Here is a 15,124-nt window from a genome sequence, read left to right on the forward strand (position 1 = left end):
CGAAGAAGGCGGTGACGCTTCGCGCGTCACCGCCTTTCGCGTCGGTTCGGCGACCGTCAGCGCCCCGGCGTCGCGGCGGGGGCCGGGCGGCGGACGAAGAACGTCAGCACCACCGCCGCCGAGGCGATGCATGCGCCGGTGACGAACGCCGTGTGGACGCCCGTGGCGGTCGCGGAGATCGCATCGACGCCGTCAGCGACAGCCGATGCGGCACCGACCGACATCAGGGTCACGAACAGAGCGGTTCCGGCTGCGCCGGCGACCTGCTGCAGTGTGCTCACCGTCGCACTGCCGTGGGAGTACAGCCGCACCGGCAGCGAGCCCAGCGCTGAGGTGAGCAGCGGCGTGAACACACACCCCAGGCCGAGGTTGAGGCCCATGTGAACAGCGATGATCCAGGCGATCGGGGTTCCGACTCCGAACGTCGTCATGCCCCAGAGTGCGGATGCCGCGACGATCATGCCCGGGATGACCAGCGGGGTCGGGCCGAACCGGTCGAACAGCGCGCCGACCACGGGAGCGATGAGCCCCATGAGCACGCCGCCGGGCAGCAGCATCAGGCCCACGGTCAGGGTGTCGAGACCGAGCACCTGCTGCAGGTAGAGCGGCAGCAGGATGAGCGATCCGAACAGCGCCGACATCACGACCACGACCAGCACGACGGCGAGGCTGAACGACCGCGACTGGAAGGTCCGCAGGTCGAGCAAGGCCGCATCGGTGCGCTGCAGCTTCAGCTGACGCACGACGAAGGCGGCGAGTGACAGGGCACCCACGACGAGGGGTATCCACACCGGGACCGGTGCGTGGCCGGTCGCCGACTCCCCGATCGAGCTCAACCCGAAGATCAGCCCGCCGAAGCCGAGAGCGGAGAGCGCGACGGATCCGACATCGAAGCGCGCCTCGCGTGTCTCGGTGACGTTCTGCACCCAGATCGCGCCGAGGCCGAGCGCAAGCAGCGCGATCGGGAGGACGAGCCAGAACATCCAGCGCCAGTCGAGCACCGACAGGATCAGACCCGAGACGGTCGGTCCGATCGCCGGGGCGACAGCGATGACGATGCTGATGACGCCCATCATCCGCCCACGACGAGCGGGTTCGACCACATTCAGGACGGTGGTCATGAGCAGCGGCATCATGATGGCGGTGCCGGAGGCCTGCACGACGCGACCGGTGAGCAGCATCCCGAAGCCCGGCGCGAGCGCCGCGATCAGCGTGCCCGCGGCGAACAGCGACATCGCGGTGAAGAAGACGCCGCGAATCGGGAAGCGTGCGAGCACGTACCCCGTCAGCGGGATGACGACGGCCATCGTCAGAAGGAATCCGGTGGTGAGCCACTGCGCGGTCGCGGCGGTGATCTCCAGGTCGACCATGAGCCGCGGAAGCGCGACACCCATGATCGTCTCGTTGAGGATGACCACGAACGCCGAGGCGACGAGCAGTGCGATGACGGGGCCGGTGCGCACGGATGTCGCGCGGGAGGCAGAAGATGTCGGAATGGCTGAGGTATCGGGATGCTGCTGCTCAAGTGTCACTGACTGATTATATGGCAGTCTCTGCCACGTTGGCGCTGTGCGACACTTATGCCATGCACCGCGACGGCGAGAACGATGCCCCGATCATCGAGGAGCATCCCGCGGGTCTGCGCGAACGCCGACGCCAGGAGACCCAGCGCGAGCTGTCGGATGCCGCGCTCGACCTTTTCGAGCAGCACGGCGTGCATGGCACGACGGTGGACGACATCGCACGCCGCGCCGGCACGTCGCAGCGCACCTTCTTCCGCTACTTCGCGACGAAGGAGGCAGCGGTGTTCGCCAGCGCCGACGACTCGGCGCGCGTCGTGGGCGACGCCATCGACGCCGTGCGCGCGGGAGCGTCCGTCGTCGAAGGGATCGAACGCAGCTGGCTGAAGCTCCTCGACCGCTTCGACGCGCATCCCGACGAGCACATCCGCGCGCTGCGCATCCGCCGTCTCGTCGGCTCGGAGCCGTCGCTGCTGGCCGTCGCGCTGCGCAATGAGGCCGAAGAGGTCGAGCAGCTCACCGACGCCGCCGTCGACGCGGCGGGCGCCGACGCCGATGTGCTCGCGGCTCGCGCGGCCGTCTCGACGATGGCCCTCGTCCTCCGGCTCACGATCGACGAGTGGGTCCGGCGTGCCGAGCTCAACGAGCGCGCGAGCGTCCGCCAGATCTACCTCGAGATGCGCCGAGGCGTCGCGACGGTCGCTCGCGACCTCGAGGCCGATCCCCCGCACCACGGCTGACCGAGGTCTCACTTCGGCCGGAAAAACCGGCGGGAAACCCGGCCCACGTGGGACCTCGCAGGGTGGAGTCGGAGCTCAGGCGCGTACGCGCTGAGGCGACGCCGGGCCGCGGGTGCGTCGTCGCGGCGAGCGCGCATTGCGGCGCGCAGACGCCGGCCGGGCCGCTTCGGCAACGGCTGCAGCAGCCGCGTCGGGCGAGGCGTGGGTGCCGAGGTCGGCGCCGTGGCCGCTCTCGGCGTCGAAGGTCGCCGGTGCTGAACCGGTGGTCACGAATCCGGCGTACTGGCCGTCGAGGGTCGCGACGAAGAAGTCGGTGTCCGCCTGTCGCCAGACGAGCGCGGGCGCGGAAGAAGAAAGAGTTGAAAGCACGATGTCCTGAGAATGAGCGCGCACAGCATGATGCGCGGAAGAAGAAGGGAGCTGGATGAACCAGTGATCGCGTCGGACGATCTGCTCGACAGTGAGCCAGGCGAACGACACACGAGCCCCGAAGGGACGTTTCAACGCTAGCACGCCCCCGATGAGCGGGGGCCGGACGGGGTCAACCGCTCCACCGCCCGGCCAGCTCGCGGACCCTGACGATCGCCGCGGCGACGAAGTCGGGGTGCGTCCGGTACCACTCGGCGTGAGCTTCGGCGACGAGTGCCGGATCGACCTCGACCCCGTCGACGATCCACGAGCGACGCGGTGCATCGGGCAGCCCCCAGGCGTCGACCACCCAGTCCTCGAGCGGGGCCCGCACGGCGTTCAGCAGGGGCCTCCCCGGGTCGGTCGGGCCGCCGGGCAGGCCGAGCGCCGACAGCACGCGCTCCGCCAGGGGCATCCAGACGCCGTTGCCCGGATGGTTGATCGTGCGCATGACCTCGGCGGAGGTGGGCCGCAGCAGGTCTGACGCAGCGACGTCGATCGCCTCCTCCCGGCGACGCAGCTCGGCGAGGGAGTCGCTCTCAACCTCGTGCACGGCCCGGCGGTCGAGCAGCGGAAGCGCGGGAAGTCCCGCCGCCGCGGCGAGGGTGCGGATGTCGTGGTACGCCACGATCGGCGGCACTTCTTCGATCCCGTCCACGTGCAGCGCCGCCTGAAACGGGTGCAGGCCCGCGTAGCGGACGACCGGGAAGGTCACGAGGCGGGCGGACGGCGCGAGGGATTCCGCCAGCTGGCGGGTTCCGAGGCGTAGACCGTGGTAGTCATCACGAACAGGCTGAGCGACGAGGAAGGAAGCCCGGGGAAGCAGCTCGTGCAGGCGCTCGACGTCGGCGACATCCATCTCGTGGACGGGAGGCACGCGAACCGTCGGACGGTCGGGGGCGTCGAGGACGATACGCATCGATTCGGCCTGGCAGTTGCCGACGACGAGCCCGAAGCCCTCCGGCGGCTCGACACCCCGGAACGGGGAGGGGGCGTGGTGCATCCCTCCACTGTGACCATCCGCGTCGACGCGCGCCGGTGTTTGCGGTCAGCCCACCCGATGCGCTACCGCCGAGCGCGCCCGGTGACGACGCACGCCGTCGCGATTGGCGCAGCGAACCGAGCAGTAGCGCTGCCGACCGTTACGGGTCACGTCGACCACGACGTTGCGGCACGGGTCGCCGGGAACACGGCCCGCGGCGCACCGCGACAGGCGCTCCATCCCCCGCGTCGTCACGTGCAGGGCTGTTCCGACCGCGATGACCGCGCGGAGAACCTGCGGCAAACGCTGGTCGTCGTCGCGGTAGTGGAGGTGCCACTCGCCGTCGTGGTCGGTCAGCCGGGGGTACGCCGTCGCTGCGGCCATGAGCCGGTTGAGCAGCGTGGCGCGCTGCGCTGCCGACTTGGCATCGACGACCTCGAGCCACGAGTCGATGACCGCATGGGTCGCATCGAGGTCGGACGGGGCCGCCGGGGCGTAGATCGCGGTCATCCCGAACTCGTATGTGCGCGCGACGATCCCATCTCGATCGCTCGGCCAGTCGTTGGCCAGCGAAGCGGCGAGCAGGACCGCGTACTCGCCGTAAGGGTTGAGCTGCATAACGGCATTACATCACGATCGAATCATGTCACCCTCCTCCCCCGCATCGTCCGCCGCACCGCTTCACACGCGCACTCACGAGCACGGCTGGACGACCGAGTCCGCGCACCCGACGTCGGAGGGAATCGTCCGTTACGTCCGATGCGCGGGATGCGGCATACGACGGGTCGACCTACAACCGACACCATCCCTCCCGCCGGTCGCGGAGACCGCGGAAATCGATCAGCCGATTTCACCCGGATGAGTGAGACGCCACCACTCGGAGGGAGGCTCGATCTCGCCGTCGAGCACGACGGGTACGGTGACCGACTCCGGGCCGGCCGACCAGGTGATCTCGCCGAGTACCTCGCCGTCGGTCCAGAGGCGGGGCTCGCGCACGTCTCCATCGACGACGATGGGCGTGTCGGACCACGTGCGCAACGAGGCCCCCTCCCCCAGCACGACCCGGGCCGAGCTGCCCCACGCGGTCGTGTACGTGCCGATCTGCTGACGGGGCTGCGCGACAGAGGTGACGTGGAACCCGTCGGAGACACGTTGCAGGATGCCGAGCACACTGGCGCCCACGCCGCGTTGCGATGAGCCGCCGAGTGCCACCCCCACGACGCTCAGCGGCTCGGGAAGACCGACGTCGACAGTCGCTGTGTAGAGCAGATTCGCACCGCTTTCCTCGAGCGTGCCGGTCTTGAGTCCCGTGATCCCGCTCTGTCCGAGCAACCGGTTGGTGTTCGCCATGGCCCCCGGCCCCGGCAGGGTCAGAGACGGCGTCGCGGCGATCGCCGCCACCGTCGGATCTGCCGCGGCGATGCGACCGAGTGCGATCAGGTCGCTCGGGGAGCTGGTGTTCCGGGGATCCAGGCCAGACGGCTCGACGATGCTCGTCCGCTCCAGGCCGTTCGCCGTGAGCCACCGATCGGCAGCTGCGCGGAAGCCCGACACCGAGCCGAACGCCCACACGGCGATCGCCTCGGCGTAGTTGCTCGCCGACGGGATGAGCATGGTCGCAAGGGCGTCGCGCAGCGAGAGCGAGCTGCCGATCGGCATCGGAGCGATCGTCGCGTCACGGACGAAGTACGCGTCGTAGAGCGCGTGATCGTCGCGGTCGAAGGTGAGCGTCGGCCCCCGGTCGCCGTCGGTGATCGGGTAGGCGTCAAGGACCACGAGCGCTGTGACGAGTTTGGTGATGCTGGCGATCGGGCGAGGATCGTCACCGCCCTGGACCATCCAGACCCCGGCTGCCTCCGGGCCGAGATACGGCTCGGCGCCCGCGACCGAGAGGGCGGCTGCGCCATCAGCGGTAAGACCGAGGTCGACGGCAGCCGGCGGGGCGGGCGCTCGGGGAATCGAGACCTCGCCCGCAGCCGGCTTGAGCGGGGCGGTCAACGCCCAGGCGGCGTATCCCCCGGGCGCACCGAGCATGATCGCGGCCGTAACGCTTGCGGCGATCCAGCCGGTGCGGCGTCGACGGCGGCGCGATGCCGACACTTCTTCCGGGGACGCCACAGGCACCCCAGCGGCTGCCGAGAAGAACTCCCCGAATTCGCCGAGGTCGTCGCTTTCCGAGTCGCGTCGCGTCATCGCGGTTCCCTCCGTCTGTGTCGCCCATCTTCACTCAAACGTCATCCTCATGGATGATTCGCGACTCTCAGCGACCCCATAGTGTTGAGGCGATCTTGAAACAAGGGGGTTGCACGTGCACCGCAAAACGCTTCGATGGGCCGCACCGGCCGCGATCGGTCTCGTCTTCGTTCTGGCCGGTTGCACGGCCGCCGACGGTTCCGCCGACGCGGCTGAGGAATCGCCGCTCTCCGAGTACTTCTCCGCCTTCTACGGCAGCGACATGAGCGAGGAAGAGCAGCAGGCGAAGTTCGAGAAGGAGAACAAGCAGCGCGAAGAACTCGTCGCGCAATGCATGCAGGACGAGGGCTTCGAGTACATCCCCGCCCCCAGCAGCATGTCGTTCAGCTCGGGCACCGAATGGAAGCCCGAGGATCGCGACTTCGTGGCCCAGTGGGGTTACGGCGCTGTGAAGTACCCCGAGGCGGACGAGCAGCCTGAGCCCGAGCAGATGACCCCCGACCCCAACTCGGACTACGTCATGGCGCTCTCCGAGTCGGAACAGGCCGCGTATTACGAGGCGTTGTACGGGCCGACCCCGAGCGAAGAGGAGATGTCGGAGGACGGGTCGTACGAATACAACTGGGAGACAGCCGGCTGCAACGGCTGGGCCTCTCACGAGATCAGCGGCGACGACCCCCTGCAGTCCGACGAATTCGCCGACGTGATGGACGCCATCACGAAGTTCTACGAGAACTCCGCGTCGCTCCCCGCCATCGTCGACCTCGACCGCGAATGGTCCGCGTGCATGGATGCCGCGGGATACCCCGGATTCGCTACGCAGGCGGACGCCCAGAACTCGATCTTCGACGAGCTCAACAAGATGTACGAGACCATGACGGAAGCCGGGCCCGACCAGGCGACGATGGACGACATCTACGAGCGCGAGGTCGAACTCGCGCTCGCGGATCTCGACTGCCGCAAGGAGACCGACTACCGCGCGAAGTACGACAAGGCGCAGTTCGACGCCGAGGAGCAGTTCATCGCCGATCACAAGACGGAGCTCGAGGCGATGAAGGCGGCTGCTGAGCAGGCTCGTCCGTGAGTGGTGAGCGCGTGAACGACGCCGTCTCGGAGGCTGACGACTCGTTCGATGAACTCATCGGCGACCCCGCGGAAGCGCCCGACGCCGCCGACAGCACGGATGCCGCGGTATCCACGCCGGCCGCGGGAGGTGGGCGACTCGCCGTCTGGCGGTCGGTCGTCTCACGCAACCGCGTGCTCTGGATCTCCGCAGCAGTCGCCGTGGTCGCGCTGGTCGGCGGGCTGCTCGTCGGCCGGTTCGTCATGGCGCCCGCCTCGGCGGCGGCGGACGACGCCCCCGCACCGGGTCTCGTGACCGTTCCGGTGGAGTTCGGCCCATTGAGCAATGACGTCACCATCCGCGGTGAGGTGGGCTTCGCCGACCCCGTCGAGGTGAAGATCGACACGTCCGCGATCTCGGGTCCGGCCGTCGTCACCGGGCAGGTTCCGGCTCTGGGAGCCGAGCTGACGCAACTTTCGGTCGCGCTCGAGGTGGCGGGGCGTCCCGTCATCACGCTGCCCGGCGAGCTGCCTGCGTACCGCACACTCCGGTTCGGCGTTTCCGGCCCCGATGTCGTGCAGTTCAAGGAGGCCATGCGCTCCGTCGGCATCGACGCGGGAGATCCCGCCGACAACGTCTTCGACGAGCAGGCGGCGAACGCGGTCACCGCGCTGTACGCCGCTGTCGGCTACACCGGCCCCGAGTCGGAAGAAGACGGTGACAGCGCGGTGCGCGCGGCGCAGGAGAGCGTCCGATCGGCCGAGCAAGCTCTGTCCGCCGCGCGCGCTCAGCTGGCCTCGGCCGGGCGAGACGGCGACGCCATCGCTCGCGCCGACCTCGAGGTCGCGAACGCCCGCGCGGTCCTGCAGGGTGCGCGGGATAACGGCGCCTCCTGGGACGAGATCGTCGCCGCCCAGAACCAGGTGGCTACCGCGGAACTCGCGCGAGAGCAGGCGAACGCCGCCCCCGACACGAGCAGCGAGCGCGTCGCCGTCGACGCCGCCGCGAGCCAGCTCTCGCAGGCGCAGGACGACCTCGCCCGAGCCCGCCAGCAAGCGCTGCCCGCTCTGCCGGCCGGCGAAGTGCTCTATCTGACCGAGCTGCCCCGCCGCGTCGACGCGGTCACGGCCGAGCGCGGCAGCATCCTCTCCGGCGCGGCGATGACCGTCTCCGGAGCGACCGTGGCGCTGAACGGCTCGGCGGCCGAGGCCGACGCGAAGCTGCTCACAGTCGGCTCGGCCGCCACCTTCGCGCTGCCCGATGGGGCTGAGCACGCCGCGACCGTGACCGCGGTGGAACCGGGCACCGGTGGCGAAAGCCGGTGGAAGGTCAGCCTTGAGCCGGCGGAGCTGACCCCCGAGCAGATCTCGCAGCTCCAGGGCACGAACGTGCGCGTGACGATCGCCGTCGGCGCGACCGCCGGCGACGTGCTGAGCGTTCCCGCGGCGGCGCTGACGGCGGGGCCGGGCGGCGAGACCCGCGTCGAGGTCGTCGAGGGCGACCCGCGTGACCCAGACGCCCGTACCCGGCTCGTCGTCGTGGAGACCGGACTGTCGGCCGGCGGCGCCGTCGAGGTGCGCGCCACCGAGGGCGAACTGGCGGAGGACGATCTCGTCGTGGTCGGGCGATGACAGACACGATCGTCGCCACCTCCGACCGTTCCGCCGCGCCTGACGCGGGCGAGGACGTCATCCGATCGGATGAAATTCCGCCGGTGATCGAACTGCGCGACGTCACTCGATCGTTCCCCGGACCGCCCGAGGTGCAGGCGCTCAAAGGCATCAATCTGACCGTCTCCGACGGTGAGTACGTGTCGATCGTCGGGCCGAGCGGGTCAGGCAAGTCGACGATGCTCAACATCCTCGGCCTCCTCGACCGCCCGACGGTGGGTGAGTACCGCCTCGCGGGCGAGCTCACCGGCGGATACACCGAGGACGAGCGCGCCGCGGTGCGAGCACGTCGGCTCGGGTTCGTGTTCCAGGCCTTCCACCTGATGCCGCGGCGGACCGTGCTCGAGAACGTCATGCTGCCGATGCTCTACAGCGGCACACCGCGGGCCGAGCGCGCCGACCGCGCACGGGCCGCGCTCGAGCGCGTCGGCCTCGGCCACCGCGTCGACTTCCGGCCCGGTCTCCTCTCGGGCGGCGAGCGCCAGCGGGTGGCGGTGGCGCGTGCCGTCGTCACGCAGCCGCGGGTCATCCTCGCCGACGAGCCGACCGGCAATCTGGACCAGTCCACGACGGCGGACATCATGGCGTTGTTCGAGGAGCTGAACGCGGGTGGGCTGACCTTCGTCGTCATCACCCACGACCAAGGCGTGGCCGACCGCGCGGCACGGCGCATCCGCATCGCCGACGGCCGCATGAGCGAGCTGAGCTGATGCCGGCGTTCTGGAAGAAGCTCCGCGGGCGCGTCTCTCGCCGCCGCACCGACGTCGAGACGACGACTGCGGTCGCTGAGGCACGCCAGGTGGCGCGCGCCGATCGCTTCGGATTCGGCGACCTCGTGCTCGAGGCGACGACCGACATCGGCTCACGCCCGGGACGCCTCGTGATGACCGTCATGGGAACCGTGCTGGGCATCGGCGCGCTCGTCGCGACCGTCGGCTTCGCGCAGACCGCAGCCGGGCAGATCGCCCGACAGTTCGACGCGGCCGCAGCCACCCATCTGAGCATCGCCCCGACCGAAGCGCAGGCGCGGGGCGGACAGCGGGTCGCGACCGCCTCGCTGCCGTGGGACGCCCCCCTGCGCCTCGAGCACCTCGCCGGCGTCGAGTCCGCCGCCGTGCTGGCGCCCGTCACGCTGCGCGAGAACACGATCACCACCGTCCCCATCAACGATCCCTCGATCGCGGCGCCCGCTCCGCCGGCGCTCTTCGCGGCCTCGGGCGAGATCCTCGACACTCTCGGTGGGCGCATCGTCACCGGCCGATCGTTCGACGAGGGGCACGACGCACGCGGCGACCGCGTCGCGATGCTGGGGTCGCGGGCCGCCGAGCGGCTCGCGATCAACCGCGTCGACACGCAGCCGTCGGTGTTCATCGGAGGGGTGGCCTACGCCATCGTCGGCATCTTCGACGAACTCGACCGCCGCGCCGAGGTCGTCGATGCCGTGGTGATCCCCACGGGCGCTGCCCGGCAGGACTTCCAGCTCGCCTCCCCCGGCGACGCGATCGCGCGCATCGTGGTCGGCACAGGACCGCAATTGCGCGAGCAGGCACCGCTGGCCCTCGCCCCCGACGCGGTCGACACGCTCGAGGTCAGCGCGCCGCAGGGGCGTTCCGACCTCGCCCGCGACGTGCAGGGAGACGTGAATGTGGTCTTCCTCATCCTCGGCGTCATCGTGCTGCTGGCGGGAGGGCTGGGGATCGCGAACGTCACGACCCTCTCGGTGCTCGAACGCACCGGCGAGATCGGGCTGCGCCGCGCGCTGGGGTCCACCGGCAGGCAGATCGCCGGCCAGTTCGTCGTCGAGTCCATCGTCATCGGATTGCTCGGTGGCCTCATCGGGTCGGCGCTCGGCGTGTTCGCCGTGCTGGGGGTCTCGATCGTGCAGCAGTGGTCGCCGGTCCTCGACCCGTGGGTAGCACTCGGCGGAACGGTCCTCGGAGCGATCATCGGCCTCGCCGCCGGCGGCATCCCGGCTCGACGAGCCTCTCGCATCGAACCCGTCGTCGCCCTGCGCGGCAACGCCTGAACCGTCGCCCCATAGCGCGGACCGGGCCCGAGCGCCAGTCCTCTTCGCTCGGGATCGCGCAGGTCTACCGTTGCTCGCGGTGGGGACGGCCGAGGACGAGGACGCGGGATGATCGACGGTGTCGCGAACGATGATGTCGCGCTGCCGGGCGCCCTCCTGGCGGGCCGGTATCGCGTCGTCGAGCCGATCGGCTCGGGCGGCATGGCGCGGGTGTTCCTCGCGCGCGACGAGGCCCTCGGCCGCCCGGTCGCTGTCAAAGTGCTGCGGCCCGAGCTGACCGACAATGCCGCGTCCGATCGTGCGGCGATCGAGACCCGCCTGCTCGCCTCGCTGAACCACCCGGGACTGGTCACGCTGTTCGACGCCCATCTGACGGCCGAACCGCGCTTCCTCGTGATGGAGCACGTCGTCGGGACGACGCTGGCCCAGCGGATCGCGACAGGTGTGCTCGACGAGGGCGAGCTCACAGCGCTCGGCGGCCACCTCGCGGACGCGCTTCACGTCGTCCACGACGCGGGAATCGTGCACCGCGACGTGAAGCCGTCCAACATCCTCCTCGCGCGCTCGACGGTCCCGGGGGTTCCGCTGCGCGCCAAGCTCGCCGACTTCGGCATCGCCCACCTTCTGGACAGCGAACGTGTCACCTCACCGAGCCTGCTGATCGGCACCGCCGCCTATATTGCTCCCGAGCTGCTGCACGGGGCCGACCCGGCCCCGCCGTCGGACATCTACGCCCTCGGCCTCGTGATGCTCGAGGCGGCAACGGGCGAGCGCGCGTTCTCCGGGTCGGACGGCAATCGCGGCCAGCTGCTGGCACGCTTGTCACGCGATCCCGACATGCCCCAGGGGCTCGATCATCACTGGCGCGACCTGCTGTGCGCGATGACAGCACGCCGCCCCGAGGATCGCCCGACCGCGCTCGAGGTCATGTCACGGCTGAGTGGGGCGCGCGCCCAGGCCGACGTCGCGGGAGAAGCCACCGTCGCCTTCCCGGCGAGCACAGCAGCGACGCGATCCGGCTTCGTGCCCGCCGCGAGCCGCGCCGCTCAGTCTGACGTCGCGACCGCCGCGTGGCCGCTCACCTCGACGCGCGGGACCGCGTCGCCGACGAACCTCGACGCCCCCGTGACGGCAGCCGCGGCTCTCGCGGCACGCGGAGCGGGCACGGAACCCACGTTCTTCTCGCCCAGCCTCAGTGCGACCGCAACGTCCGCACCGGAACGGGTCACCGCCGCCCGACAGCGTCACCGAAAGCGGACGGCGATGGCTGTCGGCGCCCTCGCCGCAGCGTCGGCTGGCGTGGTGGTCGCCGCACATCTCATGCTGATGCCGCCGCAGGCCTCTCCGGTGACGGATGTCGCCGTGCCGACCGTCGTCGAGACTCCGTCCCCGTCCGTTTCGGGCGTCGACGGCGATGCAGGCGAGAGCGAGGAGCCAGAAACGCCCGCGGACGATGTCACGACGGGGACGCAGACTGTCGTCGCCCCCGGCACCGGTCAGGCCGGCGCTCCGACGCAAACCACCGACACTGTGCCGGCCGACATCGTGCCAGCCGACACCCCGACCACCGAAACGGTCATCAGCGACGCGCCTCCCGCGGGGAGCAACGGATCAGCGCCGGGCGAGAACAGCGGCAACGGTAACGGTCCCGGCGCGAACAGCGGCGCGGGGCCGACGTCCAACGGTCCGGGCTCTCAGAAGCCGGGGAAGCCGGAGAAGCCGGGCGGCTGAGCTCTCAGCGGTCCGTGCTGGCGGCGAGCGCCGCGCCCGCGTGGGCCAGCTCGGCGAGCGCGGCCGCGCTCGATTCTTCCGCGACGCCCGCCACGAGGTCGGTCAGGATGCGTACCCGACGACCGTGCGCGATCGCGTCGAGGGCCGATGCGCGCACGCAGTAGTCGGTTGCGATGCCGACGATGTCGACGTCGACGACCCCGTTCTGCGTCAGCAGGTCGGCGACGGCATGCCCCTCCTCGGTCGTCCCTTCGAAGAGCGAGTACGCGGGCACGCCCTGCCCCTTCTTCACGTGATGGGTCACGGCGGACACGTCGAGCTCGGGGTCGTACTCCGCGCCCGCGGTGTCGGCGACGCAGTGCACCGGCCAGGTGTCGACGTAGTCGGGCTCGTCGACGGCGAAGTGCCCGCCGTTGTCATGATCGCCGTGATGCCAGTCGCGCGAGGCGACGATGATCTCGTAATCGCCGGCGTGCTCCCGGAGGTGACGCGTGATCGCCGCGGCGACCGCGTCACCCCCGGTCACACCGAGTGCTCCGCCTTCGGTGAAGTCGTTCTGGACATCGACGATGAACAGGGCACGGGTCATGCGTCGAGGGTACGCCGCGTGTCCTCGCGCTGCACGTCCCGCTCGCGTCGCCACTGCTTCGAGGGCCACCAGATGGCGGGGCCGATGTCGTGAGCGAGTGCGGGGACGAGGAGCGAGCGGACGACGAAGGTGTCAAGCAGCACCCCGAAGGCCACGATGAAGGCGATCTGCGCGAGGAACAGGATCGGGATGACGCCGAGAGCCGCGAACGTCGCCGCCAGCACGAGCCCCGCCGAGGTGATGACACCTCCGGTCGCCACGAGCCCCCGGGCGATGCCTCGACGGGTTCCGTGTTCGAGAGTCTCCTCACGAACACGCGACATGAGGAAGATGTTGTAGTCGACCCCCAGCGCCACCAGGAACACGAAGCCGTACAGCGGCACCGCGGGATCGCCTCCGGGGAAGTCGAACACGTGGTTGAACACGAGGGCGCTCACTCCCAACGCCGTGCCGAACGACAGGATGGTGCTCAGGATGAGCAGCACCGGCGCGAGGATCGAGCGCAGCAGCAGCATCAGGATGAGCAGGATCACGACCAGGATGACCGGAATGATGACTGTCCGGTCGCGGATCGAGGTGTCGTTGGTGTCGACGTTCGTCGCTGTGGTCCCGCCCACGAGTACCTCGGGTGCCTCGTCGGCGAAGGTTGCTCGCAGATCGCGGACCGTCTGCTCGGCCTCGAGCGAGTCCGCCGGATCGGCGAGCGTCACCGACAGCAGGACATCGCCCTCCGACACCGTCGGCTCGGGGGCCGGTGCCCCCGGGGGCCCGGCGGCGGTGAAGACCGGCTCGCCGCCCTCGAGAGCCACCGAGACCTGTCCGGTGGGTGAATCCGCTGCGACCGCGGCGACCGATGAGATGCCGGGGTTCTCCTCGAGCACGGCGAGCGCGTCGGCGAGACGGTCTTGCGGAACGATGACGGACGCCGGGCTGCCCGACCCCGCCGGGAAGTGCTCGGCGAGAGCGGCCTGACCGTCGCGGGCTTCTGAGGCTCCGAGCACGAGGTCGCTCGAGGGCACACCGTTTGCGTTGAGCTGCAGCACGCCTGCAGCTCCGACGAGCAGCACGACGGTACTCGCGATCCAGACCGTCCGGGCACGACGTGCGACGAAACGCGCCTGACGCGGCCAGAGTCCGCGAACCGGCTCACGCGGGTCGTCAGGAAGATCGATGGCGCCGGTGCGGGGGATGAAGGGCCAGAAGGCGGCCCGCCCGAACAGCGCCAGGAGTGCCGGCAGGAAGGTCAGCGCCGAGAGCATCGAGAACGCGATGCCGATGGAGGCGATCGGACCGAGCGCCTTGTTGCTCGCCAGGTCGCTGAGCAGCAGGCAGAGAAGGCCCGCGATCACGGTGCCGCCCGAGGCGAGGATCGGCTCGACAGCGCCCTTCCAGGCGCGGAGCGTCGCGTCCCAGCGGGATGCGCCCGCCCCGATCGCCTCGCGGTAACGAGCCGTGTAGAGCAGGGCGTAGTCGGTCGCCGCGCCGATCACCAGGATGAAGAGGATGCCCTGCACCTGTCCGTTGAGGACGACGATGTCGGCCTTGGCGAGCCACCAGACCGTCAGGAGGGCGACGCACAGCGCGAAGACCGATGTGAGCAGAACGAGGATCGGCAGCAACGGCGAGCGATAGACGACGACCAGGATGATGAACACCGCGGCCAGCGCGACGATCAGAAGCAGTCCGTCGATGCCGAGGAAGCCCTCGGCGAGATCCGCCGTGAACCCGGCGGGCCCCGTGACCCACGCTTCGACGCCCGCGGGCAGGTCCTCCCGGACGAGCGCCCGGACCTCTTCGACGACGTCGCGTACCTCCCCCGAGGCGTCGATCGGCACGAAGACCTGGACAGCCAGACCGTCCTCGGACGGGATGGGCGGCGACACCTCGCCGACACCGTCGAGCTCGCCGATGGCGGTGCCGAGCTCGCCGAGTGCTGCGAGCTGCGCCTCGTCGAGCGGATCGGATGCCGCGGCGACGACGACCGCCGGGATCTCCTCACCGCCGGTGAAGTCGGTCAGGCGCTCACTGACCTTCGTCGCGTCGGCGCTCGCGGGGAGGAACGAGGACTGGTCGTTCGTGGCCACCTCGCTGACGCGCCCGAAGTAGGGTCCACCCACCGAGCCGCCCACGAGCCAGACGAGCACGAGCAGGGCGGGAATGCCGATGCGCAGCCAGCGTGGGACACTTCGTTCGCTATTCACG

The 15,124-nt window shown here is 70.1% G+C and carries 13 protein-coding genes; 6 read left to right on the plus strand and 7 right to left on the minus strand.

From position 1 onward, the window contains the following. Positions 1 to 56: 56 nt before the first annotated feature. A complete protein-coding gene (locus ACI2K6_RS11695) occupies positions 57 to 1,532 on the minus strand; it encodes a DHA2 family efflux MFS transporter permease subunit (protein WP_404568696.1) in 1,476 nt (491 codons plus the stop codon). Positions 1,533 to 1,585: 53 nt separating this feature from the next. Here ACI2K6_RS11695 and ACI2K6_RS11700 point away from each other — a divergent pair, with 53 nt between their 5' ends. After that, positions 1,586 to 2,260 (plus strand): TetR family transcriptional regulator, encoded by a 675-nt coding sequence (locus ACI2K6_RS11700; RefSeq protein ID WP_112617175.1) that lies wholly within the window; start codon positions 1,586 to 1,588, stop codon positions 2,258 to 2,260. Positions 2,261 to 2,335: 75 nt separating this feature from the next. Here the strand turns inward: ACI2K6_RS11700 and ACI2K6_RS11705 are convergent, their stop codons facing one another. From ACI2K6_RS11705 to ACI2K6_RS11720, 4 genes are all read right to left on the minus strand, one after another. Further along, the gene (locus tag ACI2K6_RS11705; protein WP_404568697.1) at positions 2,336 to 2,629 is read right to left on the minus strand and encodes a hypothetical protein; all 294 of its coding nucleotides are present in this window, start codon (positions 2,627 to 2,629) and stop codon (positions 2,336 to 2,338) included. Positions 2,630 to 2,801: 172 nt separating this feature from the next. Further along, positions 2,802 to 3,671 (minus strand): WcbI family polysaccharide biosynthesis putative acetyltransferase, encoded by an 870-nt coding sequence (locus tag ACI2K6_RS11710; protein ID WP_404568698.1) that lies wholly within the window; start codon positions 3,669 to 3,671, stop codon positions 2,802 to 2,804. A gap of 45 nt (positions 3,672 to 3,716) precedes the next feature. Then, positions 3,717 to 4,268, minus strand: a complete 552-nt coding sequence (locus ACI2K6_RS11715) for a CGNR zinc finger domain-containing protein (RefSeq protein ID WP_282501259.1) — start codon at positions 4,266 to 4,268, stop codon at positions 3,717 to 3,719. 222 nt (positions 4,269 to 4,490) lie between these two features. Beyond that, entirely contained in the window at positions 4,491 to 5,843 is a 1,353-nt protein-coding gene (locus tag ACI2K6_RS11720; protein ID WP_282501261.1) for a D-alanyl-D-alanine carboxypeptidase family protein, read from the minus strand. A gap of 115 nt (positions 5,844 to 5,958) precedes the next feature. Here ACI2K6_RS11720 and ACI2K6_RS11725 point away from each other — a divergent pair, with 115 nt between their 5' ends. The 5 genes from ACI2K6_RS11725 to ACI2K6_RS11745 all read left to right on the plus strand — a co-directional run bounded on the left by ACI2K6_RS11725 (position 5,959) and on the right by ACI2K6_RS11745 (position 12,333). Next, positions 5,959 to 6,927 carry a hypothetical protein gene (locus ACI2K6_RS11725; RefSeq protein WP_274178718.1) on the plus strand — a complete coding sequence of 323 codons (969 nt, stop codon included), beginning with the start codon at positions 5,959 to 5,961 and terminating at the stop codon, positions 6,925 to 6,927. Beyond that, on the plus strand, positions 6,924 to 8,537 hold the full coding sequence (locus tag ACI2K6_RS11730; protein ID WP_404568699.1) for a hypothetical protein: 1,614 nt from the start codon (positions 6,924 to 6,926) through the stop codon (positions 8,535 to 8,537). The genes ACI2K6_RS11725 and ACI2K6_RS11730 overlap by 4 nt, the downstream gene beginning before the upstream one ends. Next, positions 8,534 to 9,286, plus strand: a complete 753-nt coding sequence (locus ACI2K6_RS11735; RefSeq protein WP_112617182.1) for an ABC transporter ATP-binding protein — start codon at positions 8,534 to 8,536, stop codon at positions 9,284 to 9,286. The genes ACI2K6_RS11730 and ACI2K6_RS11735 overlap by 4 nt, the downstream gene beginning before the upstream one ends. Then, positions 9,286 to 10,602: an ABC transporter permease gene (locus ACI2K6_RS11740; RefSeq protein ID WP_112617183.1), complete on the plus strand. Its 1,317-nt coding sequence runs from the start codon at positions 9,286 to 9,288 to the stop codon at positions 10,600 to 10,602. Before ACI2K6_RS11735 ends, ACI2K6_RS11740 begins: the two co-directional genes overlap by 1 nt. Positions 10,603 to 10,710: 108 nt before the next feature. After that, positions 10,711 to 12,333: a protein kinase gene (locus ACI2K6_RS11745; protein WP_404568700.1), complete on the plus strand. Its 1,623-nt coding sequence runs from the start codon at positions 10,711 to 10,713 to the stop codon at positions 12,331 to 12,333. Positions 12,334 to 12,337: 4 nt separating this feature from the next. Here ACI2K6_RS11745 and ACI2K6_RS11750 read toward each other — a convergent pair whose 3' ends face one another. After that, a complete protein-coding gene (locus ACI2K6_RS11750; RefSeq protein WP_274178723.1) occupies positions 12,338 to 12,922 on the minus strand; it encodes an isochorismatase family protein in 585 nt (194 codons plus the stop codon). Then, the gene (locus ACI2K6_RS11755; protein WP_404568701.1) at positions 12,919 to 15,123 is read right to left on the minus strand and encodes an MMPL family transporter; all 2,205 of its coding nucleotides are present in this window, start codon (positions 15,121 to 15,123) and stop codon (positions 12,919 to 12,921) included. The genes ACI2K6_RS11750 and ACI2K6_RS11755 overlap by 4 nt, the downstream gene beginning before the upstream one ends. Position 15,124: the final 1 nt, after the last annotated feature.

The organism is Microbacterium sp. NPDC006705 (assembly GCF_044903545.1).
Lineage (GTDB): Bacteria > Actinomycetota > Actinomycetes > Actinomycetales > Microbacteriaceae > Microbacterium > Microbacterium plantarum.